Origin of the sequence: Bacillus cereus (assembly GCF_015071065.1) — a bacterium.
Classification (GTDB): Bacteria; Bacillota; Bacilli; order Bacillales; family Bacillaceae_G; genus Bacillus_A; species Bacillus_A cereus_BA.
This window is the reverse complement of record NZ_VOVA01000002.1, coordinates 454,381-473,965: the sequence shown is the minus strand read 5'-3', so window position 1 is coordinate 473,965 and position 19,585 is coordinate 454,381. Positions and strand designations below refer to the sequence as shown.

Here is a 19,585-nt window from a genome sequence, read left to right as displayed (position 1 = left end):
TTATTTTATTTTTTAGAAAAATCACTAAAATTTTCGTTTCCCAATATACTTTGCAACATTTTGCAACGCGTACTTCGCCTGTCCACGAGGGAGTGGTTTTATTATTTCTAATGCTTTATGTAAATAACGTTCACTAAACGAAAATGCTTTATCAATAGCTTCGCTCGCTTTAATATCATCAATAATTTCTTTCATTTCACTTGCTGTTGTATTTTCATGCACAGATGTAATTTTCTGACGAAGGACTGGGTCTTCCATGGCATACAAAACAGGTAATGTAATGTTACCTTGTAATAAATCACCACCAGCAGGCTTTCCAAGCTTCTCTTCTGTCGATACGAAATCTAAAATATCATCAATAATTTGATAAGACATACCAACAAAATATCCATACCAAAATAGACGATTTACAGTATCACGATTAGCACCAGCAGCAATCGCTCCCAACTGACAACTCGCGGCGATTAACAATGCTGTTTTTCGTTTTATCCTTCGTAAATACGTTCTTAAATTTTGATCATAGTTATACTTATCTTTAATTTGTTCGATTTCACCTTTACAAACTTCTAAAATTGTATGAGACAATGCTTGATGTGCATCTGGAATTTCTATATTTGTTATACATTCAAGAGACTTCGCAAACAAGTAGTCTCCTGTATACATTGCAATACGATCTCCCCACTTCGCATTCACTGTTGCGCTACCGCGTCGTAAAAACGCAGCATCAATGACATCATCGTGAACAAGCGAAGCCATATGAATAAGTTCTAATGCAACCGCAACATGCTTAATTGCATCTAACTTATAATCCCCAAATTTCCCTGCAAGCAAAACAAAAACAGGGCGAATCCGCTTCCCACCTGCTTCAATAAGCTGTAATGCCGCTTCTTCTACTAACGGCTGCTCAGAAGCAACTGTCTTCTTCAATTCTTTTTCTATAACATTAATATCCGATCGTAAAAAAGAGTACATAAGTTGTAACTTCATATTGTTCACCTTAACCTAAAACGTCTTTTTTCTTTTTTCTATTTTGATTCTGGTTTAATACCTAAATGCATAGCTGCTACACCAAAAGTAAATGGTTTCACTTGCACATTCTTAAGCCCAGCTTCTTCAAACATATTTGCTAACTCTTTCATCCCTGGGAATGTACTAGCAGATTCCTGAAGCCATGAATATTCTTTATAACTTTTCGCAAACATCTTTCCAAATAACGGCATGATATATTTAAAGTATAAGACATAGCCTTGACGAAAACCTATCATCGTTGGTTGGGATGTTTCCAGGCAAATTACTTTTCCACCAGGCTTTACTACACGCGTCATTTCTTTTAATACTTGCATGTAATCCGGAACGTTACGTAACCCAAAACCAATCGTTACATAATCAAACGTATTATCTTCATAAGGAAGTTCCATTGCATTTCCATGCATAAGTTCCACTTGCTTTAATTCTAAAGCCTCTACCTTTTGTTTACCGACAGCTAGCATATTTTCGCTAAAGTCTAAACCGTAAACCTTCCCATCTTCACCTACAGCTCCCGCTAGTGCAATTGTCCAATCTGCCGTCCCGCAGCATACATCAAGTGCCTTACTCCCAGGCTTCACATCCATAATTCGCATCGTTTCTTTGCGCCATGCCTTATGCCTTTGAAAACTAATTACAGAATTCATCACATCGTATTTATCAGAAATTTTCTCAAATACGTCATGTACTCTTTCTTCTTTTGATTGTTGCATGCTCGTACCTTCTTCCAATGTAAAGTTGCTTATGTCCTTGATTTATCTCTTAACATAGAAATTATCTCATTAACTTCTGTATGATTCTCTAAAAAATTTTCTTCCTGCTTTCTCATTTCCATAAGCCATTCATTAATAACTGTTTCTAGATTTTTATCGTCATCCAATGAGATTTGTTGGACCGCTTGAAAAACAGGTGAATTTTGTTTATCAGCATACAATTGACACTCTTTTTGAAGACGATTTTTCCCTAACACATAAGTTATATATAGTTTCCAATTAGATAAATGAAAATGATCACATGTTTTTTGTAAAAGCGCAGATTCAATTATTACTACACTTTCCATTATGTCTTGAATCGTCACATGTGCTTTTTGATATAGCATAATTTTATGTTCATTAATCTCCTTAATTCCTTCAGCAAGTGCACGAATTAAGATAATATCACAATTCATTGACAATAAGTAATAGTATAGACCACTATAATAATCCCCTGCAAGAACTGTCAATTGACGACGCTTATGGAATCCACTCGTCTCTTCGTTTGCTTTATTTGATACTTTTTCATGTGTATCAAGAGCGATTTGTACAAGCATAATCGTTACTACATAATGATCAATTTGTTCTTTATGTATATTTGCACTTTTTAATGCGCCATATAACAGCGCTATTTTTTCTTCATCAATAAATGGTTCTTCAATATAGTTTATAAAATAAGGATGGCGTAATTTCTCCATCAATTTCTCTTTAATACCCGCATACCCTCCGTAGATGTCACACACAAAAAATCACCCTTGTTTTCTAATTCATAAAATTTATTATAACACATACATTCTATTTTCTATAATCAAAACTTGGCTACTTCTGCCAAACTGCCACCGAATAAAGCCTCAACTTTCATTCATACGAGTCATCTTCGTCTCTAACAACTACAAACATTCATTTCCACAAAAGGCAGAAGTAATTTTCAACATTTATATTCTTGCTCTTTAACACTAAAACTATATCATTTTTTTGTATAAAAAAAAAGAAAAGCAGTTTCCCGCTTTTCCTTACTTCGTCTTAATAAACGATAAAATTTCACTACGTGCTGCTGCATCATTTTCTAACACGCCGCGCACCGCAGTCGTTACTGTTTTCGCACCAGGCTTTTTCACACCACGCATCGTCATACACATATGCTCTGCTTCTACTACTACCATTACACCATGCGGCTCTAGTACTTCCATAATAGAGTTAGCTACTGTTGATGTAATTCGTTCCTGTAGTTGTGGACGACGTGCAATTGTGTCTACAGTACGAGCTAATTTACTTAGTCCTGTTACTTTTCCACCTTGCGGAATATATGCAACGTGAGCAACTCCATAAAACGGAACAAGATGATGCTCACACATCGAATAGAATGGTATATCTTTTACTAGCACAAGCTCTTCGTGGTCTTCTCCGAATACTTTGTGTAAATGCTCTTTTGGATCCTCATGCATTCCTGAGAATACTTCTGCGTACATTTTCGCAACACGTTTTGGTGTATCAAGTACTCCCTCGCGATTTGGGTCATCTCCGATTGCCTCTAAAATAAGACGTACTGCATGTTCAATTTGTTCTAAATTAACTTTTGCCATCCGCTAGCCCTCCCGAAAAACCTAAAAGTGATACGAACACATTCTAGCATATTTATGTTTTTAAAAGCAAAAAGAAGAGTTTCCAAAAAGGAAACTCTTCTTCCCTGTTAATATGTAAGGATTATTTAACCGCATCTTTTAACGCTTTACCAGGTTTGAATGCAGGTACTTTACTTGCAGCGATTTCAATCTCCTCACCTGTTTGTGGGTTACGACCTTTACGAGCCGCACGCTCACGAACTTCGAAGTTACCGAATCCGATTAGTTGTACTTTATCACCTTGTTTTAAAGCTTCTAAGATAGAATCAAAAACAGCGTCCACTGCTTTTGTTGCGTCCTTTTTAGAAAGGGAACTTGCTTCTGCAACAGCATTGATTAAATCTGTCTTGTTCATGCCATTCACCTCCTCCCAAAGATAAGACTGTATAATGATCATAAAATGAGTCTTACTTTCATTTGTAGGCAATTTTTACAAATTCTATACTACAAAGATGTAGATAAATCATTATCAACGCCTATATTATACGATTCTCCTTTATAATTCAATATTTTTAAGGAAATTCTTACTCTTAAAATGTGAAAATCTGATGAAACTTGACAATTTACAACAAAGTATTAGATAATGACTGTTTATTTTTCTATTTCATGCTCAAAAAGAAAAAAATCCCTCTGCAATTAGAGGGATTTTTTTCTTATAATATAATCGCGATTAATCCACCAGATCCTTCATTAATAATTCTTTCTAACGTTTCTTTTAACTTATAACGAGCGTTTTCTGGCATCAGAGATAACTTAGCTTGAATTCCTTCTCTAACAATCGAGCTAAGAGAGCGCCCAAATATATCAGAATTCCAAATTGATAGCGGATCATCTTCAAAATCTTGCATCAAGTAACGAACTAGTTCTTCACTTTGTTTTTCAGTACCGATAATTGGTTCAAATGTTGATTCTACATCCACTTTAATCATATGAATAGATGGCGCAACCGCTTTTAATTTAACACCGAACCTTGAACCGTGACGAATAATTTCCGGTTCATCTAAGCTCATATCAGCTAATGCAGGCGCTGCTACTCCATATCCGGTTTGTTTTACCATACGCAGGGCATCCGCCACTTGGTCATACTCTGTTTTCGCATAAGATAAATCGAGCATAAGCTTCAATAAATGATCTTTCCCTCGAATCTCTACTCCTACTACTTCTTTTAAAATTTGATCATACAATTCATCTGGCGCATATAAATCAATCTCCGCCACACCTTGCCCCATATCGATGCCAGCTAGACTTGCTCGATCAATAAATTCATATTGACTAAACTGCCAAACGACACGGTCCACATCACGGAGACGTTTTATATCCTTTACAGTCTCTTGAACCGCTTCCTGATAACTTTGGCGTAACCAATGCCTTTCATTTAGCACCATTACCCAGCTCGGAAGGTTTACATTCACTTCTAAAACCGGGAACTCGAATAACGCTTCTCGAAGTACGTTATACACATCTGTTTCTCTTAAACTCTCTACACTCATCGCAATGACTGGGATATCATATTCTTCTGATAAACTTTGACGTAACTGCTCCGTATCTGGATGATATGGCTGTACAGTATTGATAATCATAATGAAAGGCTTTCCTACTTCTTTTAACTCATTTACAACGCGTTCTTCTGCCTCTATATAATCTCTTCTTGGAATTTCACCAATTGTTCCATCTGTTGTAATAACGACACCTATTGTTGAATGCTCTTGAATTACTTTACGTGTTCCGATTTCTGCAGCTTCATGGAATGGAATAGGCTCTTCATACCAAGGAGTATTAATCATGCGCGGACCATTCTCATCTTCATAGCCTTTTGCTCCTGGAACCGTATATCCAACACAATCTACTAATCGAATATTCACTTCAAGACCTTCATCTACTTCGATAGAAACCGCTTGGTTTGGAACAAACTTCGGTTCCGTCGTCATTATTGTACGACCAGCAGCACTTTGAGGCAGTTCATCCTGCGCTCTTTGACGGTCTGACTCATTTTCAATATTGGGAATAACAACAAGCTCCATAAATTTTTTAATAAATGTTGATTTCCCTGTTCGAACAGCTCCTACAACTCCAAAATAAATATCACCGCCTGTGCGTTCCGCAATATCTTTAAAAATATCTACCTTTTCCAAGTGATTCCCTCCCTCAATATTTTTGGGAATAATTCCACGTTTATAGTCGACTAATACCTTCTCTAACGTTGCCTATAATATCTGATATAATATAATGGTATTCTAGAAGTTCGGACAATATATCATATAATTTTGTCCAATTTCATATGACTATTTAAAAATACCTTTTGTTTGCATCGCAAGTTGTATAACATAAAAAACCTTTCTTCTAGAACTTATTCACTAAAAGAAAGGTTCATGACTTATGATTTTAAAAAAATTGGTTCTCCATTTTTTACTGTGTACGGCAAAGAATATGCAGGAACAAACGGGGAATCCTTCGATAGTATACTCCGGATATCTTCACCTTCTTTAAATTGCCCTTCATTTTTTTTCAACGCTTCATATAAGTCGATTCTATAATCAACAAACAATTCTCCTTTTTCATTGATTACAAGAGGGAGACCTTTTCCTGAGTACGGACTTGTCACTTGTAGTACATCTTTATATCCTAGTTTTTTGAAGTCTAATTCATAAACACCATCTGTAATCACTTTTTTAAAAGGTGGATATTGATGTTCATCACGATACATCCTTAACTTCAATGCCACTTCTTGAATTTGTTCCGCCATTCTCACATCAATTAACTTCACTGTCGGATTTTTTTCAACATCTATTAATACATATTGATATACTCCACCACTTTCATACGCATTCCCTGGTGCCTCTTGTATGTACCTTGGAGCAATTTTTTGAAAATCAATTGGATACTTCTGATAAATCGGCGTACTCATATCACGTGTCTTAATTGGTAATAAACCATCCGTTTGCTCCTTATATGTATTAATAGCTTTTTGTACAACCTGCAACTGGTCTTCATAAGGAATAGCACTTTGTTTCATATTTTCTTTTGGATACATACACCCTGTTAAAATGCTCATGCAACAAAATATTAAAATAATATGGATTTTTTTCACTGACAATCACCTTTTCATGCGAGTATAGGTTGTTTCCTATAACGTCCTTTATTGTTCCACAGGTCCACTAAATACAACAAGAAAAATAACAATACCCGACACAATCATGAGGGTGTACGCTACTAACGCTGTAATCCCCTTCAGAAATTTATTCTTCATTTTATGTCTACTTAATAAAATAAAAGCTACTGCAACAAACATAAATCCCATTGCCCCTAAGGAAAACCACATTTTTATAAGCCCTTCCGACATATATACACCCCTTTACTTTTTAATCTATTTTTATACTATTTTAACAAATTAAAATCTTTAAACAAATAAAAATCATCATTTTTCCGTTAATTGATGATTTTTATTTAAAATAATAAAACCGAAGCACGAAATGATGCGCTTCGGTTGACCAAATATGCCCTTAACAGCTCTATTCCCATTCTTTCATAACTATCCTATGCATTCGCTAAACTCTTTGTTTCTCATAATTTATTTTTTAAACATTTTACTTAACGAACCAAAATCCGCCGGCATATTATTGTTAATAATCGCTTTTACAATTTGATCCTCTTGCTCTTTTGGCACTTCACGTCCTGCCATTAGAGCAACTTGATGAATCAATTGACGAAGCACTGTCTCATCACGTAAGTTCGCATTTTGAACAGACGACGCTAATTTAAAAATATCTTCTTTGTTCACTTTAGCTTCTTTTTCAATGTTATTAAAAATGTTGTTATCCATTCTTTTCACCCTCTCCTCAAGTTACTCTTCATCCTATGCATAAATGAAAAATTGGTGAAAAGACCCAGAAAATAAAAAAACGGTAGAAGTACGAAATGTACTTCTACCGCTTTCTTTATAACAAATCAGGTATCGCTTCAACTTCATGTTTTCGAACACGTCCCATCAATGAGCCTACTGTATCTTTTACATTTTTCTCATTGAACAACACGTCATATAAAGCGGCTGTAATTGGCATCTCAACTTCCATTTTCTCTGCCAATTCATGAGCAGCTTTCGTTGTTCTTACACCTTCAACAACCATACCCATGCTTTCTAATACTTCTTCTAAGGAATGTCCTTTTCCAAGCATATTTCCAGCGCGCCAATTTCGGCTATGCACACTTGTACAAGTTACAATTAAGTCCCCCATACCAGTTAGGCCGGCAAATGTCAGTGGATTTCCGCCCATTTTTCTTCCTAAACGAGCAATTTCCGTTAAACCACGTGTCATTAATGCCGCTTTCGCATTATCTCCTAATCCAAGTCCATCCGTTATCCCCGCAGCTAGTGCAATAATATTTTTTAAAGCACCACCAAGTTCCACTCCAACGATATCTGGGTTTGTATATACACGGAAATAGCTATTCATAAACAGATCCTGTACGTCCTCAGCCGCTTCCATACGTTTAGCTGCAGACGTAACAGTCGTCGCTTGGCGCAAACCTACTTCTTCAGCATGGCTCGGTCCAGACAGTACAACAACATCTTTAATCAAGTTCTCTGGAATTTCTTCCTCAATCACTTCCGAAATACGTTTTGACGTACCTGGTTCGATTCCTTTACTTGCATGAATCCAAGTAATTGGCTCTGTAACAATTTCTTTCATCTCTTGCAATACGTCTCTGTACGCTTTCGTCGGTACTACTAGCAGTACTGTATTTACATCTACTAATGCTTCTTCTAAAGAAGAATAGGCTACGATTGTGCTTGGCAATGTAATCCCTGGAAGATATCTACTGTTCTCATGCTTCGTATTAATTTCATTCATGAGTTCAGGACGGTTTCCCCAAATACGTACATCATGCCCATTGTCAGCTAATACCATCGCTAACGCTGTTCCCCAGCTACCTGCTCCTATTACTGTGATTTTTGTCATAAAATCACATCCTCTCCATTAGTCTCTTGCTCTAGCGATAATGTGAATCGGCGTTCCTACAAAACCAAACGCTTCACGTAAACGGTTCTTTAAGAAGCGCTCATATGAAAAGTGCATTAATTCTGTATCGTTTACAAATATAACAAATGTTGGTGGTTTTACCGCAACCTGTGTCGCATAGAAGATTTTCAGACGGCTACCATTATGAGTTGGCGTTGGATTCATCGCTACCGCATCCATAATTACATCATTTAATACGTTCGTTTGTACGCGGATGCTATGACTTTCATTTACTTCATTAATAACTGGTAATAATGTTTGTGTACGTTTTTTCGTTTTCGCAGATAAGAATACAATCGGCGCATACTCTAAAAATTGGAAATGAGCGCGAATGTTTTCTTCAAATGCTTTCATTGTTTTTTCATCTTTTTTCACTGCATCCCATTTGTTTACGACGATAATAACAGCACGTCCTGAATCATGAGCATATCCAGCGATTTTTTTATCCTGTTCAATAATTCCTTCTTCTCCGTCTAAAACGACTAAAACAACGTCAGAACGTTCAATCGCTCTAAGTGCACGAAGTACACTATATTTTTCTGTGCTTTCGTATACTTTCCCTTTTTTACGCATACCAGCTGTATCGATGATTACATAATCTTGATCATCTTTACTATATGGTGTATCAACAGCATCACGTGTCGTTCCCGCTATATTACTTACAATTACACGTTCTTGACCAAGAAGTGCATTTACAAGTGATGATTTCCCTACGTTTGGACGTCCAATTAAAGAGAAACGGATTGTTTCATCGTCATACGCTTCTTCTTCAATCTTTGGAAAATGATTTGCAGCTTCATCTAACAAATCACCAAGTCCTAAACCGTGTGTACCTGAAATCGGGAATGGCTCGCCAAATCCTAATGCATAAAAATCATAAATATCACTGCGCATGTCTGGATTATCAACCTTATTTACCGCAAGTACAATTGGTTTTTTAGAACGGTATAAAATTTTAGCAACTTCTTCATCTGCTGCAGTTACACCATCGCGACCATTCGTCATAAAAATGATAACATCAGCTTCATCAATCGCTACTTCCGCCTGTTGACGAATTTGTGTCAAGAACGGCTCGTCTCCAATATCAATTCCACCTGTATCAATAATGTTAAACTCATGATTTAACCATTCTCCCGCACTATAAATACGGTCTCGCGTTATACCTGGTATATCTTCTACGATTGAAACTCTTTCTCCAACAATTCTATTGAAAATAGTAGATTTCCCTACGTTCGGGCGGCCTACTATTGCTATTACTGGTTTCGGCATATACTTTCATCCTTTCAACTTGCTTCTGTTTATTATGTAAAAAACCCTTCTTTGTGCAAGAAGGGATTTGCATTCCAGAATAATTCTCAACGTATCAAAACACCTCACATTATACCACACGTTGCTAATGTTTCACAATAATATATACATTCTCTTGTAAGCGATGAGCAATACCATCTAAAATGGCTTCTAAATTATTTGCAACAAATTCCATTTCCTCTTTCGATTCACAAACAAATAAAGGAGCCCCCCCTGCAAATTTTTCGGGTGTGGTTGTAATGACTGCGAGAATAACACTTTCTAACATCATCTCTTATCTCCCCTTCCTTTCGGAGCTTCCGATGACATATGAACAGCACTCTCTAATGTTGGGACATTTCCAATTACCCCTATCGCTTTCTCTGCATTTTGATCTTGCGGAAGAACAAAAATCCCGACTCTCCCATCCTCTAAATCACGCTTCGCTAACGGCACAAGTGCTGGTGTACCAGAATCTCTATATATCCCTAAAGCAACAGAAACATCATGTAAAATGGCTTGACGTTGTCCTAAATTCGCAATTGTGACCATCGCATCGATCGATTTCGGCTTTAAAATAAAGCCCATTCCATATTTCATAATTTCTTCTTGTCTTGCTGGCAATCCAATATTCATAATGTAAATATTATCAATATAAAGTCCCGCTCCTTCAAAACGAAGTGGAACGTGCTCTATTTCTACAAGGTCATGAAGTCTTTTACCTGACATTAATTTTTTCGCAATGAAAAAACTTACTATACCAGTAATTACCCCGGCAATCCATGAATGGAATCCTATATACGCAAACGTTGTTACAAACGACGTTAACATCGCCAAATAGTTACGACTTTCAAATACTAATGCAATTCCTTCAATGTATGTATTGCCACGTGGTACGAGCTCGTATCCATCTAATTGTTGAAGCGTATTTCTTTCCATATTGCGCACATCACGAAATTGCGTCGCTGCTAACGTAAGAAATGTAATTGCAGAGAAATCTTTTTTCAAAACAGACGGAATCGCAATTGCTCCTAAGGCAGCCGCAATTAATCCCATCGCGATATGAATAATTTTCCCGTGGAGCCTCGTCGGATATTGCCTCGTATCGGTACGAAGCATTAACAACCTAGTTATTGTACCTGCAATTACGCCACATAAAATAGCTGGTGTATATTCAGTCATGTATTACCCTCGCCTTTCTTTTACGTGTTCTCCTCTTAAATTGTTCCATATATACTGATGCTTTTGTAATCCAAAGTAAAATCGCCATAAATAAAGTGGAAACAGCAGCAACATCTAAAAAAGCTAAACTGCCATATTCATAAGGAAAATGTAATTTATGAAAAACAAGCGTCACCAACAATTCTCCTTGTAACATCCCTATATATAAGGAGCATAATCGTAATATGCGATCCCCGTGCAATAAAACCGATGCATACACAAGTGCACCACTTAACAGCAACAACCTATCAACCACAATCCAAATTGGATCATATACTTCTAACAAATGAAAGCTTGTATATAACATTGCAATAATAAGTGCCGAAAGTAAGGTATATAATTTTTTCCAAATAGAATATAACGCGATACCTACAAAAGAAATAATACAAAGCAAAAGGGCATTTACCGATATCGTGAAAGAAGCAATCGTCACATTTAACGGAGAACAAATAATAAAAATTAATATACAAGCACTTATCTTCCAACGAATAGATTCCTTTTTCATAAAAAAGGTCACGACAACCCACCCTATCCAAGCAACAAAATAAAAAGTACTCCCATCCATCATTTCACCTCCTATGATTTCCATTATGGGAACTTTTTATGAAAGTTAATCCTCCTTTTCTTTGTGCATAGTTTTTCCCATAACAGCAAAACTTTTAATAAGGAGGTGTAACTCACAATGGGTAAAGATCGCCAAGAACGAAAGCTAAGAGAATCACGCCGCGTTGAATCTGATCGCGACCAATCACTTCAATATCCCGGTGCAACAAGTCTTGATACACCGGAGCAAGCTCGAAAGCAAAATCAGCATTAAATAAAGCAAAACTTCAGTGAGTGGGATCCATCCCCACTGATTATTAGCCCGCACCAATCGGGCTTTTACGGACAGCTCGACTCCGCCGCCTTTTGAGGCGGGGCCTTACTGCCCTCAAATAGGCAATACAAAAAGACGGTTTCGATAATGTACGAAACCGTCTTTTTACACAATTATTTTATTTCTACTCATAATATAATTCTTTTGTTTTCGCATTATAAACCCTGTCACTTAACGAGGCATCAATTCACAATGATATTTCCTTGATCAGAAAGTAATACTACTTCAGCATGACTTAAACTCACTTCATTTAATATATTAAAATAATATTTTAAATACGAATCTTCCGATAGATTTTTGTCTTCTCCTAATTCCCTTGGCAAAATTAGTGCTTCTATTCCACTTCCTGCATTCTTATACAATTTATTCCCGACTGCGATTGCAATATTCGCCGTTTTAATTGTTGATTGTACTGTTGTTGAACTAGAACTCCCTTCTCTTACATTTGAAGTTAATGAAATTTCAACCTTTTTATTATATCCAGAAATCACTGTATCTTCTCTTATATTTCGTGCATGAATATTAACATCTTCATTATTATATGTAATGCGTCCTATCGTATTTTTACTATTTTAAGATACATTATCTCCTTTTTTATTAACATCCTCATCCCCTAAATTATCGTAAATTTTCTCTTGTTTCTTTTGACTCTTAACTAACAATCTCTTATCTTGTTTTATCGCTAGCCAGCTATATTGAAAAGTTTGCATACGTTCTGCTTACGAAAATAAAACGCAAAAAAATCAACCGGACAGTTGATTTTTTATCGCCTACTATAATGCGCAGTATCAATACCACGCTGCATTAACCAATGATACGTTTCGCCCTTTACAACAAGAGGTACAGATTGTAACTCTCCTATCGTCTTCGCACCAAGTGCCGTCATGATAAACTTCAAATCCGTATGTAATAGATCAATTTCATCAATTAACTTCTCGACACCTTCTTGCATTAAAATACGTAAAAAGTATCCAGCAAACGCCGTCGTATTCGCTCCTAATGCGATTGCTTTCGCCACATCAAGCGCTGTTTGTATGCCTCCAGATGCAATAAGAGAGAGGTTATTATTTGTAGAGGATGCTTCAATGATCGAGGTAGCAGTTTGTATGCCCCAGTTATTAAAATAAGAAAGCATGCGCTGTCTTCTTTCGTTTTCAACAGCAGCAAAGTTCGTACCACCTTGTCCGCCGATATCAACCGCTATAACACCTATATTCGCTAACTGTTGCACCGTTTCCTTACTCATCCCAAAACCTACTTCTTTAACAATTACAGGAACTTTGCAATTCAAAATAATCTTTTCAATCCGCCGGAGTACCCCAGTGAAATCACGGTCTCCTTCTGGCATTGTTAATTCTTGAATGACATTCAGATGAATTTGCAGTGCATTCGCTTCAATCATATCAACAGCTCGCTCTGCCTGCTCGACAGTAGCCTCACTTCCTAAGTTCGCGAAAAAAATACCATTCGGGTTTGCTTTTCTAATAACTTTAAACGAAGCTGCTTCACTCTCATCCTTTAAAGCTGCCATTTGCGAACCAACAGCCATCGCAATCTTATGATATTTTGCTACATATGCCAACCTTTCATTAATATGTAAAGTTTGCTCTCCTCCACCACCAGTCATCGCATTGATAAAAATCGGCGAACTTAGTGAAAGTTCGCCGATTTTTGTTTCACATGTTACACTATCAACACTTGAGTTTGGCAAGCTTTGATGCACAAACTCAATGTCCTGAAAGCCATGTGTACGAGACTGTCCAGTAGAAAGAGCGTATTCAATATGATCTAATTTACGTTTTGCCCTTACCACTTGTACCCCTCTTTATTTCTTTAATTTTTTCAGTTGTTCACCGATAATATCACCTAATTGGAACGTTGCCGAATCAGAATTCGGCTCATATTGACTATAATCTTCTACTACATTATTTTCTTCAAGCGCTTCTTTTATGCTTAAAGAAATACGTTTTTCTGCCACATGTACTTCAAGTACTTTAACTGTTACTTCCTGTCCCATTTCCAGTACTTCGCTTGGGTTTTTCACGTGACGATTTGCAATTTGAGATACATGCACAAGTCCTTCAACGCCAGGTAAAATTTCAACGAAAGCACCGAATGTAACAAGGCGTTTCACTACTCCCTCACGAATATCTCCAGCCTTTATTTCGCCAGCAACATTTTCCCAAGGTCCCGGCTGAGCTGCTTTAATTGATAAAGAAATACGTTGTGTATCAGCATCAACAGATAACACTTTTACCTTTACCTTTTGACCTTGCTCTAATACCTCAGAAGGTTGCTCTACACGTTCGTGTGAAATTTGTGAAATGTGAACTAAACCGTCCACACCACCAACGTTAACGAAAGCACCAAAATCCGTTAATCGTTGTACTGTTCCTTCAACAATATCCCCTTCTTTTAACGAAGAGATTGCTTCTTTTTTCTTAGAATCTAGTTCTAGTTCTACTACCGCTTTATGTGAAAGAATAACACGATTTTTTTCACGGTCTAATTCAACAATTTTCACCGCTAATGTTTTTCCTTTATAGTCAGCAAAGTCTTCTACATAATGTACCTCTACAAGTGAAGCTGGGATAAAACCACGAACACCAAGGTCCACAACTAAACCACCATTCACAATATCTTTTACAGTAACATCAAATACATGACCAGAATTAAATTTCTCTTGTAATTCTACCCAAGCTTTTTCTGCATCAACTGCTCTCTTAGATAATACAAGATCATCATCTTCTAATTTAATAATTTTCAATTCAAGAGTTTGATCTAATTCTACAACATCGCTTGCTTTTTCAATATGAACGTTAGCTAATTCACTAATTGGAATCACACCATCTGTTTTGTATCCAATATTTACAAGAACTTGTTTCTCTTCAACTTTCGTTACAGAACCTGTAACAACGTCACCAACTTGTAATTCTTTTGAATTCATAACTTCTTCATTCATTTTTTCTACCATGGAAATACCTCCCTACAGAATTGACAAAGCATTTTTATGTATATACGAAATGAAAACAAATGTTTTCATTTGCATGTTTAAGAATTTATCATCATATACTCAGTTTTAATATACTTTATAAGAAAATATATTAATCCTATATAAATAGTATACAGCAAAATCGTCTTGAATAAAGTATGTTTTGAAATATAATAGCGAATATATTCTGACAGTTTTATTTCTCTTTAACTAACTTCTTATAAATTGACTCATTTGTCAAGAAAAGCAACTCATAATTCACTTATCCTTTACAATTCTAAACAAACAAAAAAAGAAAGAGGATAATCCCCCTTTCTTTATTTCGCAAACACTCCTGAAACAATCCCCATAATTTTTTGGACAACTTCTTCAATTGATAAAGAAGTTGTATCTAACTCCAATGCATCTTCGGCTTTTTTTAGAGGAGAAACTTCGCGTTCTGAATCTAATTTATCACGCTGAGCAATTTCTTTTTTTAACTGCTCTAAATTAGAATCGAAACCTTTATTCATATTTTCTAAATGTCTTCTTTCTGCTCTTTCTTCTACAGAAGCAAGCATAAAGATTTTCACTTCAGCATCTGGTAGTACATGTGTACCAATATCACGGCCATCCATTACTACGCCGCCTTTTTTAGCTAATCCTTGTTGACGACGTACCATTTCTTCACGAACAAGACGATGCTTTGCTACAATAGATACGCGATTCGTCACATCTGGCGTACGAATAACTTCAGAAACATCTTGTCCATTTAAAAATACAAGTTGTGTATTTTCCCCTTGCTGAAATTCAATATTCACATTTTTTACAACTTCCATTAACTTTTCTTCATTTTCAATATCCACTTTTTGTTCAAGGGCTGCATATGTAATAGTACGGTACATTGCGCCTGTATCAATGTAAACATATGAAAGTTTTTTTGCAACAACTTTTGCAACTGTACTTTTCCCAGCAGCCGCTGGACCATCTATAGCAATCGAAATTCGTTTATCCATTGTAACACCTCATTTTTCACTTATAAAACAAAACGAAAAGCAGGTATTCGCCCCCTGCTTCTTCTCATTTGCCTCACGTCATTAAATCCTCAATAATTGTAGCATAATCCATCATAGAAGAAAATGAAAACTACTTATTCACCTGTAAGATTTCCGCCTTATTTTTCGTGACGACACCTTCGTAATAAACAATTTTCGATAAATATTTCACTGAAGATTTATGTATAAAAAGTAGTTGGATGACAGAAAGACAAATAAATTGAATCAGTAATATACGAATTATAATTTTCTCCACTTTTTTCAAAAAAACTCACTCCTTCCCTCTCTACACTTACACATCTTCTCTCATAAATTTCCATAAACAAAACCTAACCTAATAACCACTTACCGGAGCACACTTAAAGTAATTTATTTTATTGTCATTTTCTAAGCATACTTTTATACATTTTCATTGTCGAATTTACTCAAAACATGTTATGTTCTAAATGTATTTTTCAACTTGAAAGGGGTATAAGCATTGAAAAGAATCCTAGTTTTACACACAGGTGGAACAATTGCAATGGAGGAAGATAAAGAAACTGGGGTCGTACAACCAGGCGAAAAAAATCCTCTTTTAAAATTCATTCCTGATTTAGAAGGCGATGTTGATTTAATTGTTGAAGATGTATTCCATCTTCCATCTCCTCATATGACTCCTAGCGAAATGCTACAATTACAAGTCATCATAGATGAAAGAGTAAAACAAGACGATATTCATGGCGTAGTCATTACACATGGTACGGATACATTAGAAGAAACAGCTTATTTTCTTGATTTAACAGTTCAAGCAACTATTCCAATCGTTGTGACAGGGGCAATGCGTTCTAGTAACGAACTAGGCGCTGACGGTCTATATAACTTCTTATCAGCTGTAAAAGTTGCTAGCAGTAATGAAGCTGCGAAAAAAGGTGTTCTAGTCGTATTAAATGACGAAATTCATTGTGCTACAAATGTAACAAAAACACATACGAGTAATGTTGCAACATTCCAAAGTCCACAGTATGGACCAATTGGAATGGTAACAAAACGTGGTGTTGTCTTCCATCACGCTTTAGTACATCACGAAACATATACAGTAAATAAAATCTCTAAAAACGTAGTTGTTCTAAAAGCATACGCTGGTATGGATGATACATTGTTAACAGCAATTGAAAACCTTCCAGTAGACGGAATTGTTATTGAAGCACTTGGACAAGGTAATTTACCTCCAAGAACACTTCCAAGTCTAGAACGATTAATAGGCAAAGGAATTCCTATCGTATTAGTGTCTCGCTGTTTCAACGGTATCGTTCAAGATGTATATTCGTATGAAGGTGGCGGCAAACGATTAAAAGATATGGGTGTTATATTCACATACGGTTTAAATGCTCAAAAGGCACGTATTAAATTATTAGTCGCATTAGAGAATACAAATTCTCATGAAACAATCCAAAATATGTATATGCACGATTAAAAAAGAAGCTGTCGAAGTTTTCGACAGCTTCTTTTTATTCTTCTCTTGATGCAATGGTTTGCGCGATCTCATCTCCATGGAATCTACCGTTCTCGATAAATATTTCATTTGCGTTATTCCCCGCAGCAATTACACCTGCAATAAAAATATTTTCAGCATTTGTTTCCATACTACCCTCTTTATAAATCGGACGCCCTGTTTCTTCATCAATCCGAACTCCCATTTTTGTTAAGAAGCTGTGGTCTGGATGGTAACCCGTCATAGCAAATACAAAATCATTTTGAATTGTATATGCTTCACCATCTACTGTATACGTCAACGTATGCTCAGTAATTTCTTTTACATGCGTATGAAAATGCATTTGAATTGTCCCATTTCGTACTAATGCCTCAAATTCTGGCAAAATCCACGGCTTAATACTTGGCGAGTATTCCCCGCCACGGTATAGTACTGTTACACGTGCACCCGATTTAACAAGCTCTAACGCCGCATCTATACTTGAATTTTTACCACCTATTACAACGACATCTCGATCAAAATAAGGATGTCCTTCTTTGAAATAATGTGCTACTTTCTCAAGTTTCTCACCAGGTACATTCATATAATTCGGATTATCATAATATCCAGTTGCGACAACAATGTATTTCGCCACATATATTTCTTTGTTTCCGTCACGCTTCGTCGTTTCAACTTTAAAAACATCACCATCTTTTTGAACTTGTTCCACTCGTTCAAATGCATTTACACGTATAGATTTACGCTTTACTACTTCACGATAATACGCAAGCGCTTGATTACGAAATGGCTTACGATTTTCTGTAATAAAAGCAACTTCACCAATTTCTAATTTTTCACTAGAGGAGAAAAATGTTTGATGAGTTGGATAATTATAAATTGCATTTACAATGTTTCCTTTTTCGATTACTAACGGATTTAACCCCACTTTTTGCAACGAAATCGCCGCTGCTAATCCACACGGACCGCCTCCGATAATAATAACTGTTTCTTTTTGCATACTCTGTTCACTCCTAGTCTTCTACCTCTGCTCTATTTATATAAACAAGAAAAAACCTACTTACAGCAGTAGGCACCTATCTTTATTGTATTCATTTTTCATATATTTGTCATCTAAACGAAACATACATCCGATAGACATCTGCTAAAAACTGCTGAAATTTAATTCCTTGTTGCCCTAATACATTTTCAGGATCGATTTTCCGAGTAGGATCCAACGTTTTGTGTGACACAATAGCCTTTTTAGGATTTAAACCGAAATTTTGACATAAATAAGCGTGATACCATGTAAAACGAGTATACGCCTCCCAAAAGTTTACGTCGCCACCATAGCAAAGTTCAACCCCAATTGCAGCCTTATTCGCATCATAACCGAATAAATCATTATCCGTTGGCACATTGTATCGAACATGGTACGCAACTTCATTTATAGGGACAATTTCTAATATTGTTTTATCATCAATAAATGTATGCGCTGAAGCTTTCGGTTGTATTTCATTAAAGTAATCCCGATTTCCTATCGCATTGCTACCAGGGTTCCCCGTGTCATGACTTACAATAAATCTTACTTTTGAAAGAGGAATTCCTGGTCGTGAATTTCCATACCCAATATAGTTACGCTCTATAGGGAACATCGCCATTACTACCAACTCCCGCTCTAAAAAATTACCTTACTTCCTTATATATGTATTCGGTGGCAATGTCCTTATGGCATATTTCTTATGCGAAGAGAAAATCGAAAATATTTGATGTGAATACCATAAATAATACAATACTTACAGCCACTCCGTAAAAACCGTAAAACCAAACACAATCTTCTTTCGTATCTAAACCGAAAAACTTATTTACTGATTGTAATAATGATCCACGCTTACTATGATTATTTCGTAAAACTTCCACTCGTTCCACAACATCTGCTGGCATCATAAATCTTTGGTCTACTGTCATTTTCATCATTTATCTCTCCTTAAAATCGTTTCCGTTTGCTTATCTAAGGAAAGTATAGCACGTTTGTTCGTACGGAACAAGCGTTCTTTTTGTTTTTTATTTTATTTTTCACCAAGCCACGTAATAATTCCAAATAGTACAGCGATAATCGTCCCTCCAACAACCAGATGCAATACGTCCTCTCCAAACATTCTAAAAATACTGGTTTTCTGAGTATTTTTAGTTCTTACTAGTTTACTTTCTAGTTGGTTTACCCTTTCTTCTAATCGATCTACTCGATCCATTTCTTCATTGTTCATATCCAACACCTCTAACTAGTAACCTCAACAAAAAACGCGATT

The 19,585-nt window shown here is 36.2% G+C and carries 26 protein-coding genes; 2 read left to right on the top strand and 24 right to left on the bottom strand.

The window, feature by feature from the left end; all coding sequences use genetic code 11:
* Window positions 1-24: 24 nt before the first annotated feature.
* The 14 genes from hepT to FT637_RS08390 all read right to left on the bottom strand — a co-directional run bounded on the left by hepT (window position 25) and on the right by FT637_RS08390 (window position 11,491).
* Window positions 25-987, bottom strand: a complete 963-nt coding sequence (gene hepT, locus FT637_RS08455) for a heptaprenyl diphosphate synthase component II (RefSeq protein WP_002011823.1) — start codon at window positions 985-987, stop codon at window positions 25-27.
* A gap of 38 nt (window positions 988-1,025) precedes the next feature.
* Window positions 1,026-1,739, bottom strand: a complete 714-nt coding sequence (menG, locus tag FT637_RS08450; protein WP_002158591.1) for a 2-heptaprenyl-1,4-naphthoquinone methyltransferase — start codon at window positions 1,737-1,739, stop codon at window positions 1,026-1,028.
* A 29-nt stretch (window positions 1,740-1,768) separates the two neighbouring features.
* A complete protein-coding gene (locus FT637_RS08445) occupies window positions 1,769-2,521 on the bottom strand; it encodes a heptaprenyl diphosphate synthase component 1 (RefSeq protein ID WP_193645890.1) in 753 nt (250 codons plus the stop codon).
* A gap of 270 nt (window positions 2,522-2,791) precedes the next feature.
* Complete coding sequence (gene folE / locus FT637_RS08440; RefSeq protein ID WP_001151482.1) at window positions 2,792-3,361, bottom strand: GTP cyclohydrolase I FolE; 570 nt, start codon at window positions 3,359-3,361, stop codon at window positions 2,792-2,794.
* A 121-nt stretch (window positions 3,362-3,482) separates the two neighbouring features.
* Window positions 3,483-3,755, bottom strand: a complete 273-nt coding sequence (locus FT637_RS08435) for an HU family DNA-binding protein (RefSeq protein ID WP_001043860.1) — start codon at window positions 3,753-3,755, stop codon at window positions 3,483-3,485.
* 298 nt (window positions 3,756-4,053) lie between these two features.
* Window positions 4,054-5,532, bottom strand: a complete 1,479-nt coding sequence (gene spoIVA, locus FT637_RS08430; protein WP_193645889.1) for a stage IV sporulation protein A — start codon at window positions 5,530-5,532, stop codon at window positions 4,054-4,056.
* A gap of 242 nt (window positions 5,533-5,774) precedes the next feature.
* Window positions 5,775-6,488: a hypothetical protein gene (locus tag FT637_RS08425; RefSeq protein ID WP_193645888.1), complete on the bottom strand. Its 714-nt coding sequence runs from the start codon at window positions 6,486-6,488 to the stop codon at window positions 5,775-5,777.
* Between the two features lie 48 nt (window positions 6,489-6,536).
* The gene (locus FT637_RS08420; protein WP_002117663.1) at window positions 6,537-6,740 is read right to left on the bottom strand and encodes a DUF2768 domain-containing protein; all 204 of its coding nucleotides are present in this window, start codon (window positions 6,738-6,740) and stop codon (window positions 6,537-6,539) included.
* A 228-nt stretch (window positions 6,741-6,968) separates the two neighbouring features.
* Complete coding sequence (locus FT637_RS08415; protein ID WP_000369753.1) at window positions 6,969-7,220, bottom strand: stage VI sporulation protein F; 252 nt, start codon at window positions 7,218-7,220, stop codon at window positions 6,969-6,971.
* 115 nt (window positions 7,221-7,335) lie between these two features.
* The gene (locus tag FT637_RS08410) at window positions 7,336-8,358 is read right to left on the bottom strand and encodes an NAD(P)H-dependent glycerol-3-phosphate dehydrogenase (RefSeq protein WP_193645887.1); all 1,023 of its coding nucleotides are present in this window, start codon (window positions 8,356-8,358) and stop codon (window positions 7,336-7,338) included.
* A gap of 18 nt (window positions 8,359-8,376) precedes the next feature.
* Entirely contained in the window at window positions 8,377-9,687 is a 1,311-nt protein-coding gene (gene der / locus FT637_RS08405; protein ID WP_002011811.1) for a ribosome biogenesis GTPase Der, read from the bottom strand.
* A 124-nt stretch (window positions 9,688-9,811) separates the two neighbouring features.
* On the bottom strand, window positions 9,812-9,997 hold the full coding sequence (locus tag FT637_RS08400) for a capping complex subunit for YIEGIA (RefSeq protein WP_193645886.1): 186 nt from the start codon (window positions 9,995-9,997) through the stop codon (window positions 9,812-9,814).
* Entirely contained in the window at window positions 9,994-10,887 is an 894-nt protein-coding gene (locus FT637_RS08395) for a YIEGIA family protein (RefSeq protein WP_193645885.1), read from the bottom strand. Before FT637_RS08395 ends, FT637_RS08400 begins: the two co-directional genes overlap by 4 nt.
* Entirely contained in the window at window positions 10,880-11,491 is a 612-nt protein-coding gene (locus FT637_RS08390) for a hypothetical protein (protein WP_193646241.1), read from the bottom strand. The genes FT637_RS08395 and FT637_RS08390 overlap by 8 nt, the downstream gene beginning before the upstream one ends.
* A 117-nt stretch (window positions 11,492-11,608) precedes the next feature.
* On the opposite strand from FT637_RS08390, the gene FT637_RS08385 reads away from it, so the two are divergent.
* Window positions 11,609-11,743, top strand: coding sequence for a YpzI family protein (locus FT637_RS08385; RefSeq protein ID WP_000513901.1), 135 nt, complete (start codon window positions 11,609-11,611; stop codon window positions 11,741-11,743).
* A 242-nt stretch (window positions 11,744-11,985) separates the two neighbouring features.
* Here the strand turns inward: FT637_RS08385 and FT637_RS08380 are convergent, their stop codons facing one another.
* The 6 genes from FT637_RS08380 to FT637_RS08355 form a co-directional block, all read right to left on the bottom strand.
* Window positions 11,986-12,294, bottom strand: a complete 309-nt coding sequence (locus tag FT637_RS08380; protein WP_227493730.1) for a hypothetical protein — start codon at window positions 12,292-12,294, stop codon at window positions 11,986-11,988.
* Between the two features lie 81 nt (window positions 12,295-12,375).
* Window positions 12,376-12,513: a hypothetical protein gene (locus FT637_RS08375; protein WP_193645884.1), complete on the bottom strand. Its 138-nt coding sequence runs from the start codon at window positions 12,511-12,513 to the stop codon at window positions 12,376-12,378.
* Between the two features lie 53 nt (window positions 12,514-12,566).
* Window positions 12,567-13,616 carry a type 2 isopentenyl-diphosphate Delta-isomerase gene (fni, locus tag FT637_RS08370; protein WP_193645883.1) on the bottom strand — a complete coding sequence of 350 codons (1,050 nt, stop codon included), beginning with the start codon at window positions 13,614-13,616 and terminating at the stop codon, window positions 12,567-12,569.
* A 12-nt stretch (window positions 13,617-13,628) separates the two neighbouring features.
* Window positions 13,629-14,777, bottom strand: a complete 1,149-nt coding sequence (rpsA, locus tag FT637_RS08365; RefSeq protein ID WP_193645882.1) for a 30S ribosomal protein S1 — start codon at window positions 14,775-14,777, stop codon at window positions 13,629-13,631.
* Between the two features lie 335 nt (window positions 14,778-15,112).
* On the bottom strand, window positions 15,113-15,790 hold the full coding sequence (gene cmk / locus FT637_RS08360) for a (d)CMP kinase (RefSeq protein WP_193645881.1): 678 nt from the start codon (window positions 15,788-15,790) through the stop codon (window positions 15,113-15,115).
* Between the two features lie 130 nt (window positions 15,791-15,920).
* Window positions 15,921-16,094, bottom strand: a complete 174-nt coding sequence (locus tag FT637_RS08355) for a DUF5359 family protein (protein ID WP_193645880.1) — start codon at window positions 16,092-16,094, stop codon at window positions 15,921-15,923.
* Between the two features lie 213 nt (window positions 16,095-16,307).
* Between FT637_RS08355 and ansA the strand changes: the two genes are divergently transcribed.
* Window positions 16,308-17,282 (top strand): asparaginase, encoded by a 975-nt coding sequence (gene ansA, locus FT637_RS08350; protein WP_193645879.1) that lies wholly within the window; start codon window positions 16,308-16,310, stop codon window positions 17,280-17,282.
* A 34-nt stretch (window positions 17,283-17,316) separates the two neighbouring features.
* On the opposite strand, the gene FT637_RS08345 is transcribed toward ansA, so the two are convergent.
* The 4 genes from FT637_RS08345 to FT637_RS08330 all read right to left on the bottom strand — a co-directional run bounded on the left by FT637_RS08345 (window position 17,317) and on the right by FT637_RS08330 (window position 19,543).
* Complete coding sequence (locus FT637_RS08345) at window positions 17,317-18,297, bottom strand: YpdA family putative bacillithiol disulfide reductase (protein ID WP_193645878.1); 981 nt, start codon at window positions 18,295-18,297, stop codon at window positions 17,317-17,319.
* A gap of 109 nt (window positions 18,298-18,406) precedes the next feature.
* A complete protein-coding gene (locus tag FT637_RS08340; protein WP_002149378.1) occupies window positions 18,407-18,937 on the bottom strand; it encodes an N-acetylmuramoyl-L-alanine amidase family protein in 531 nt (176 codons plus the stop codon).
* Between the two features lie 79 nt (window positions 18,938-19,016).
* On the bottom strand, window positions 19,017-19,253 hold the full coding sequence (locus FT637_RS08335) for a DUF3961 domain-containing protein (protein ID WP_002149379.1): 237 nt from the start codon (window positions 19,251-19,253) through the stop codon (window positions 19,017-19,019).
* A gap of 92 nt (window positions 19,254-19,345) precedes the next feature.
* On the bottom strand, window positions 19,346-19,543 hold the full coding sequence (locus FT637_RS08330) for a hypothetical protein (RefSeq protein WP_193645877.1): 198 nt from the start codon (window positions 19,541-19,543) through the stop codon (window positions 19,346-19,348).
* Window positions 19,544-19,585: the final 42 nt, after the last annotated feature.

Excerpts from the sequence above, each read along its gene's own strand:
- hepT (WP_002011823.1), bottom strand. The coding sequence starts at position 987 with ATGAAGTTACAACTTATGTACTCTTTTTTACGATCGGATATTAATGTT.
- menG (WP_002158591.1), bottom strand. The coding sequence starts at position 1,739 with ATGCAACAATCAAAAGAAGAAAGAGTACATGACGTATTTGAGAAAATT.
- folE (WP_001151482.1), bottom strand. The coding sequence starts at position 3,361 with ATGGCAAAAGTTAATTTAGAACAAATTGAACATGCAGTACGTCTTATT.
- FT637_RS08435 (WP_001043860.1), bottom strand. The coding sequence starts at position 3,755 with ATGAACAAGACAGATTTAATCAATGCTGTTGCAGAAGCAAGTTCCCTT.
- FT637_RS08420 (WP_002117663.1), bottom strand. The coding sequence starts at position 6,740 with ATGTCGGAAGGGCTTATAAAAATGTGGTTTTCCTTAGGGGCAATGGGA.
- FT637_RS08415 (WP_000369753.1), bottom strand. The coding sequence starts at position 7,220 with ATGGATAACAACATTTTTAATAACATTGAAAAAGAAGCTAAAGTGAAC.
- FT637_RS08410 (WP_193645887.1), bottom strand. The coding sequence starts at position 8,358 with ATGACAAAAATCACAGTAATAGGAGCAGGTAGCTGGGGAACAGCGTTA.
- der (WP_002011811.1), bottom strand. The coding sequence starts at position 9,687 with ATGCCGAAACCAGTAATAGCAATAGTAGGCCGCCCGAACGTAGGGAAA.
- FT637_RS08400 (WP_193645886.1), bottom strand. The coding sequence starts at position 9,997 with ATGATGTTAGAAAGTGTTATTCTCGCAGTCATTACAACCACACCCGAA.
- FT637_RS08395 (WP_193645885.1), bottom strand. The coding sequence starts at position 10,887 with ATGACTGAATATACACCAGCTATTTTATGTGGCGTAATTGCAGGTACA.
- FT637_RS08390 (WP_193646241.1), bottom strand. The coding sequence starts at position 11,491 with ATGGATGGGAGTACTTTTTATTTTGTTGCTTGGATAGGGTGGGTTGTC.
- FT637_RS08385 (WP_000513901.1), top strand. The coding sequence starts at position 11,609 with ATGGGTAAAGATCGCCAAGAACGAAAGCTAAGAGAATCACGCCGCGTT.
- FT637_RS08375 (WP_193645884.1), bottom strand. The coding sequence starts at position 12,513 with ATGCAAACTTTTCAATATAGCTGGCTAGCGATAAAACAAGATAAGAGA.
- rpsA (WP_193645882.1), bottom strand. The coding sequence starts at position 14,777 with ATGGTAGAAAAAATGAATGAAGAAGTTATGAATTCAAAAGAATTACAA.
- cmk (WP_193645881.1), bottom strand. The coding sequence starts at position 15,790 with ATGGATAAACGAATTTCGATTGCTATAGATGGTCCAGCGGCTGCTGGG.
- FT637_RS08345 (WP_193645878.1), bottom strand. The coding sequence starts at position 18,297 with ATGCAAAAAGAAACAGTTATTATTATCGGAGGCGGTCCGTGTGGATTA.
- FT637_RS08340 (WP_002149378.1), bottom strand. The coding sequence starts at position 18,937 with ATGGCGATGTTCCCTATAGAGCGTAACTATATTGGGTATGGAAATTCA.
- FT637_RS08335 (WP_002149379.1), bottom strand. The coding sequence starts at position 19,253 with ATGATGAAAATGACAGTAGACCAAAGATTTATGATGCCAGCAGATGTT.
- FT637_RS08330 (WP_193645877.1), bottom strand. The coding sequence starts at position 19,543 with ATGAACAATGAAGAAATGGATCGAGTAGATCGATTAGAAGAAAGGGTA.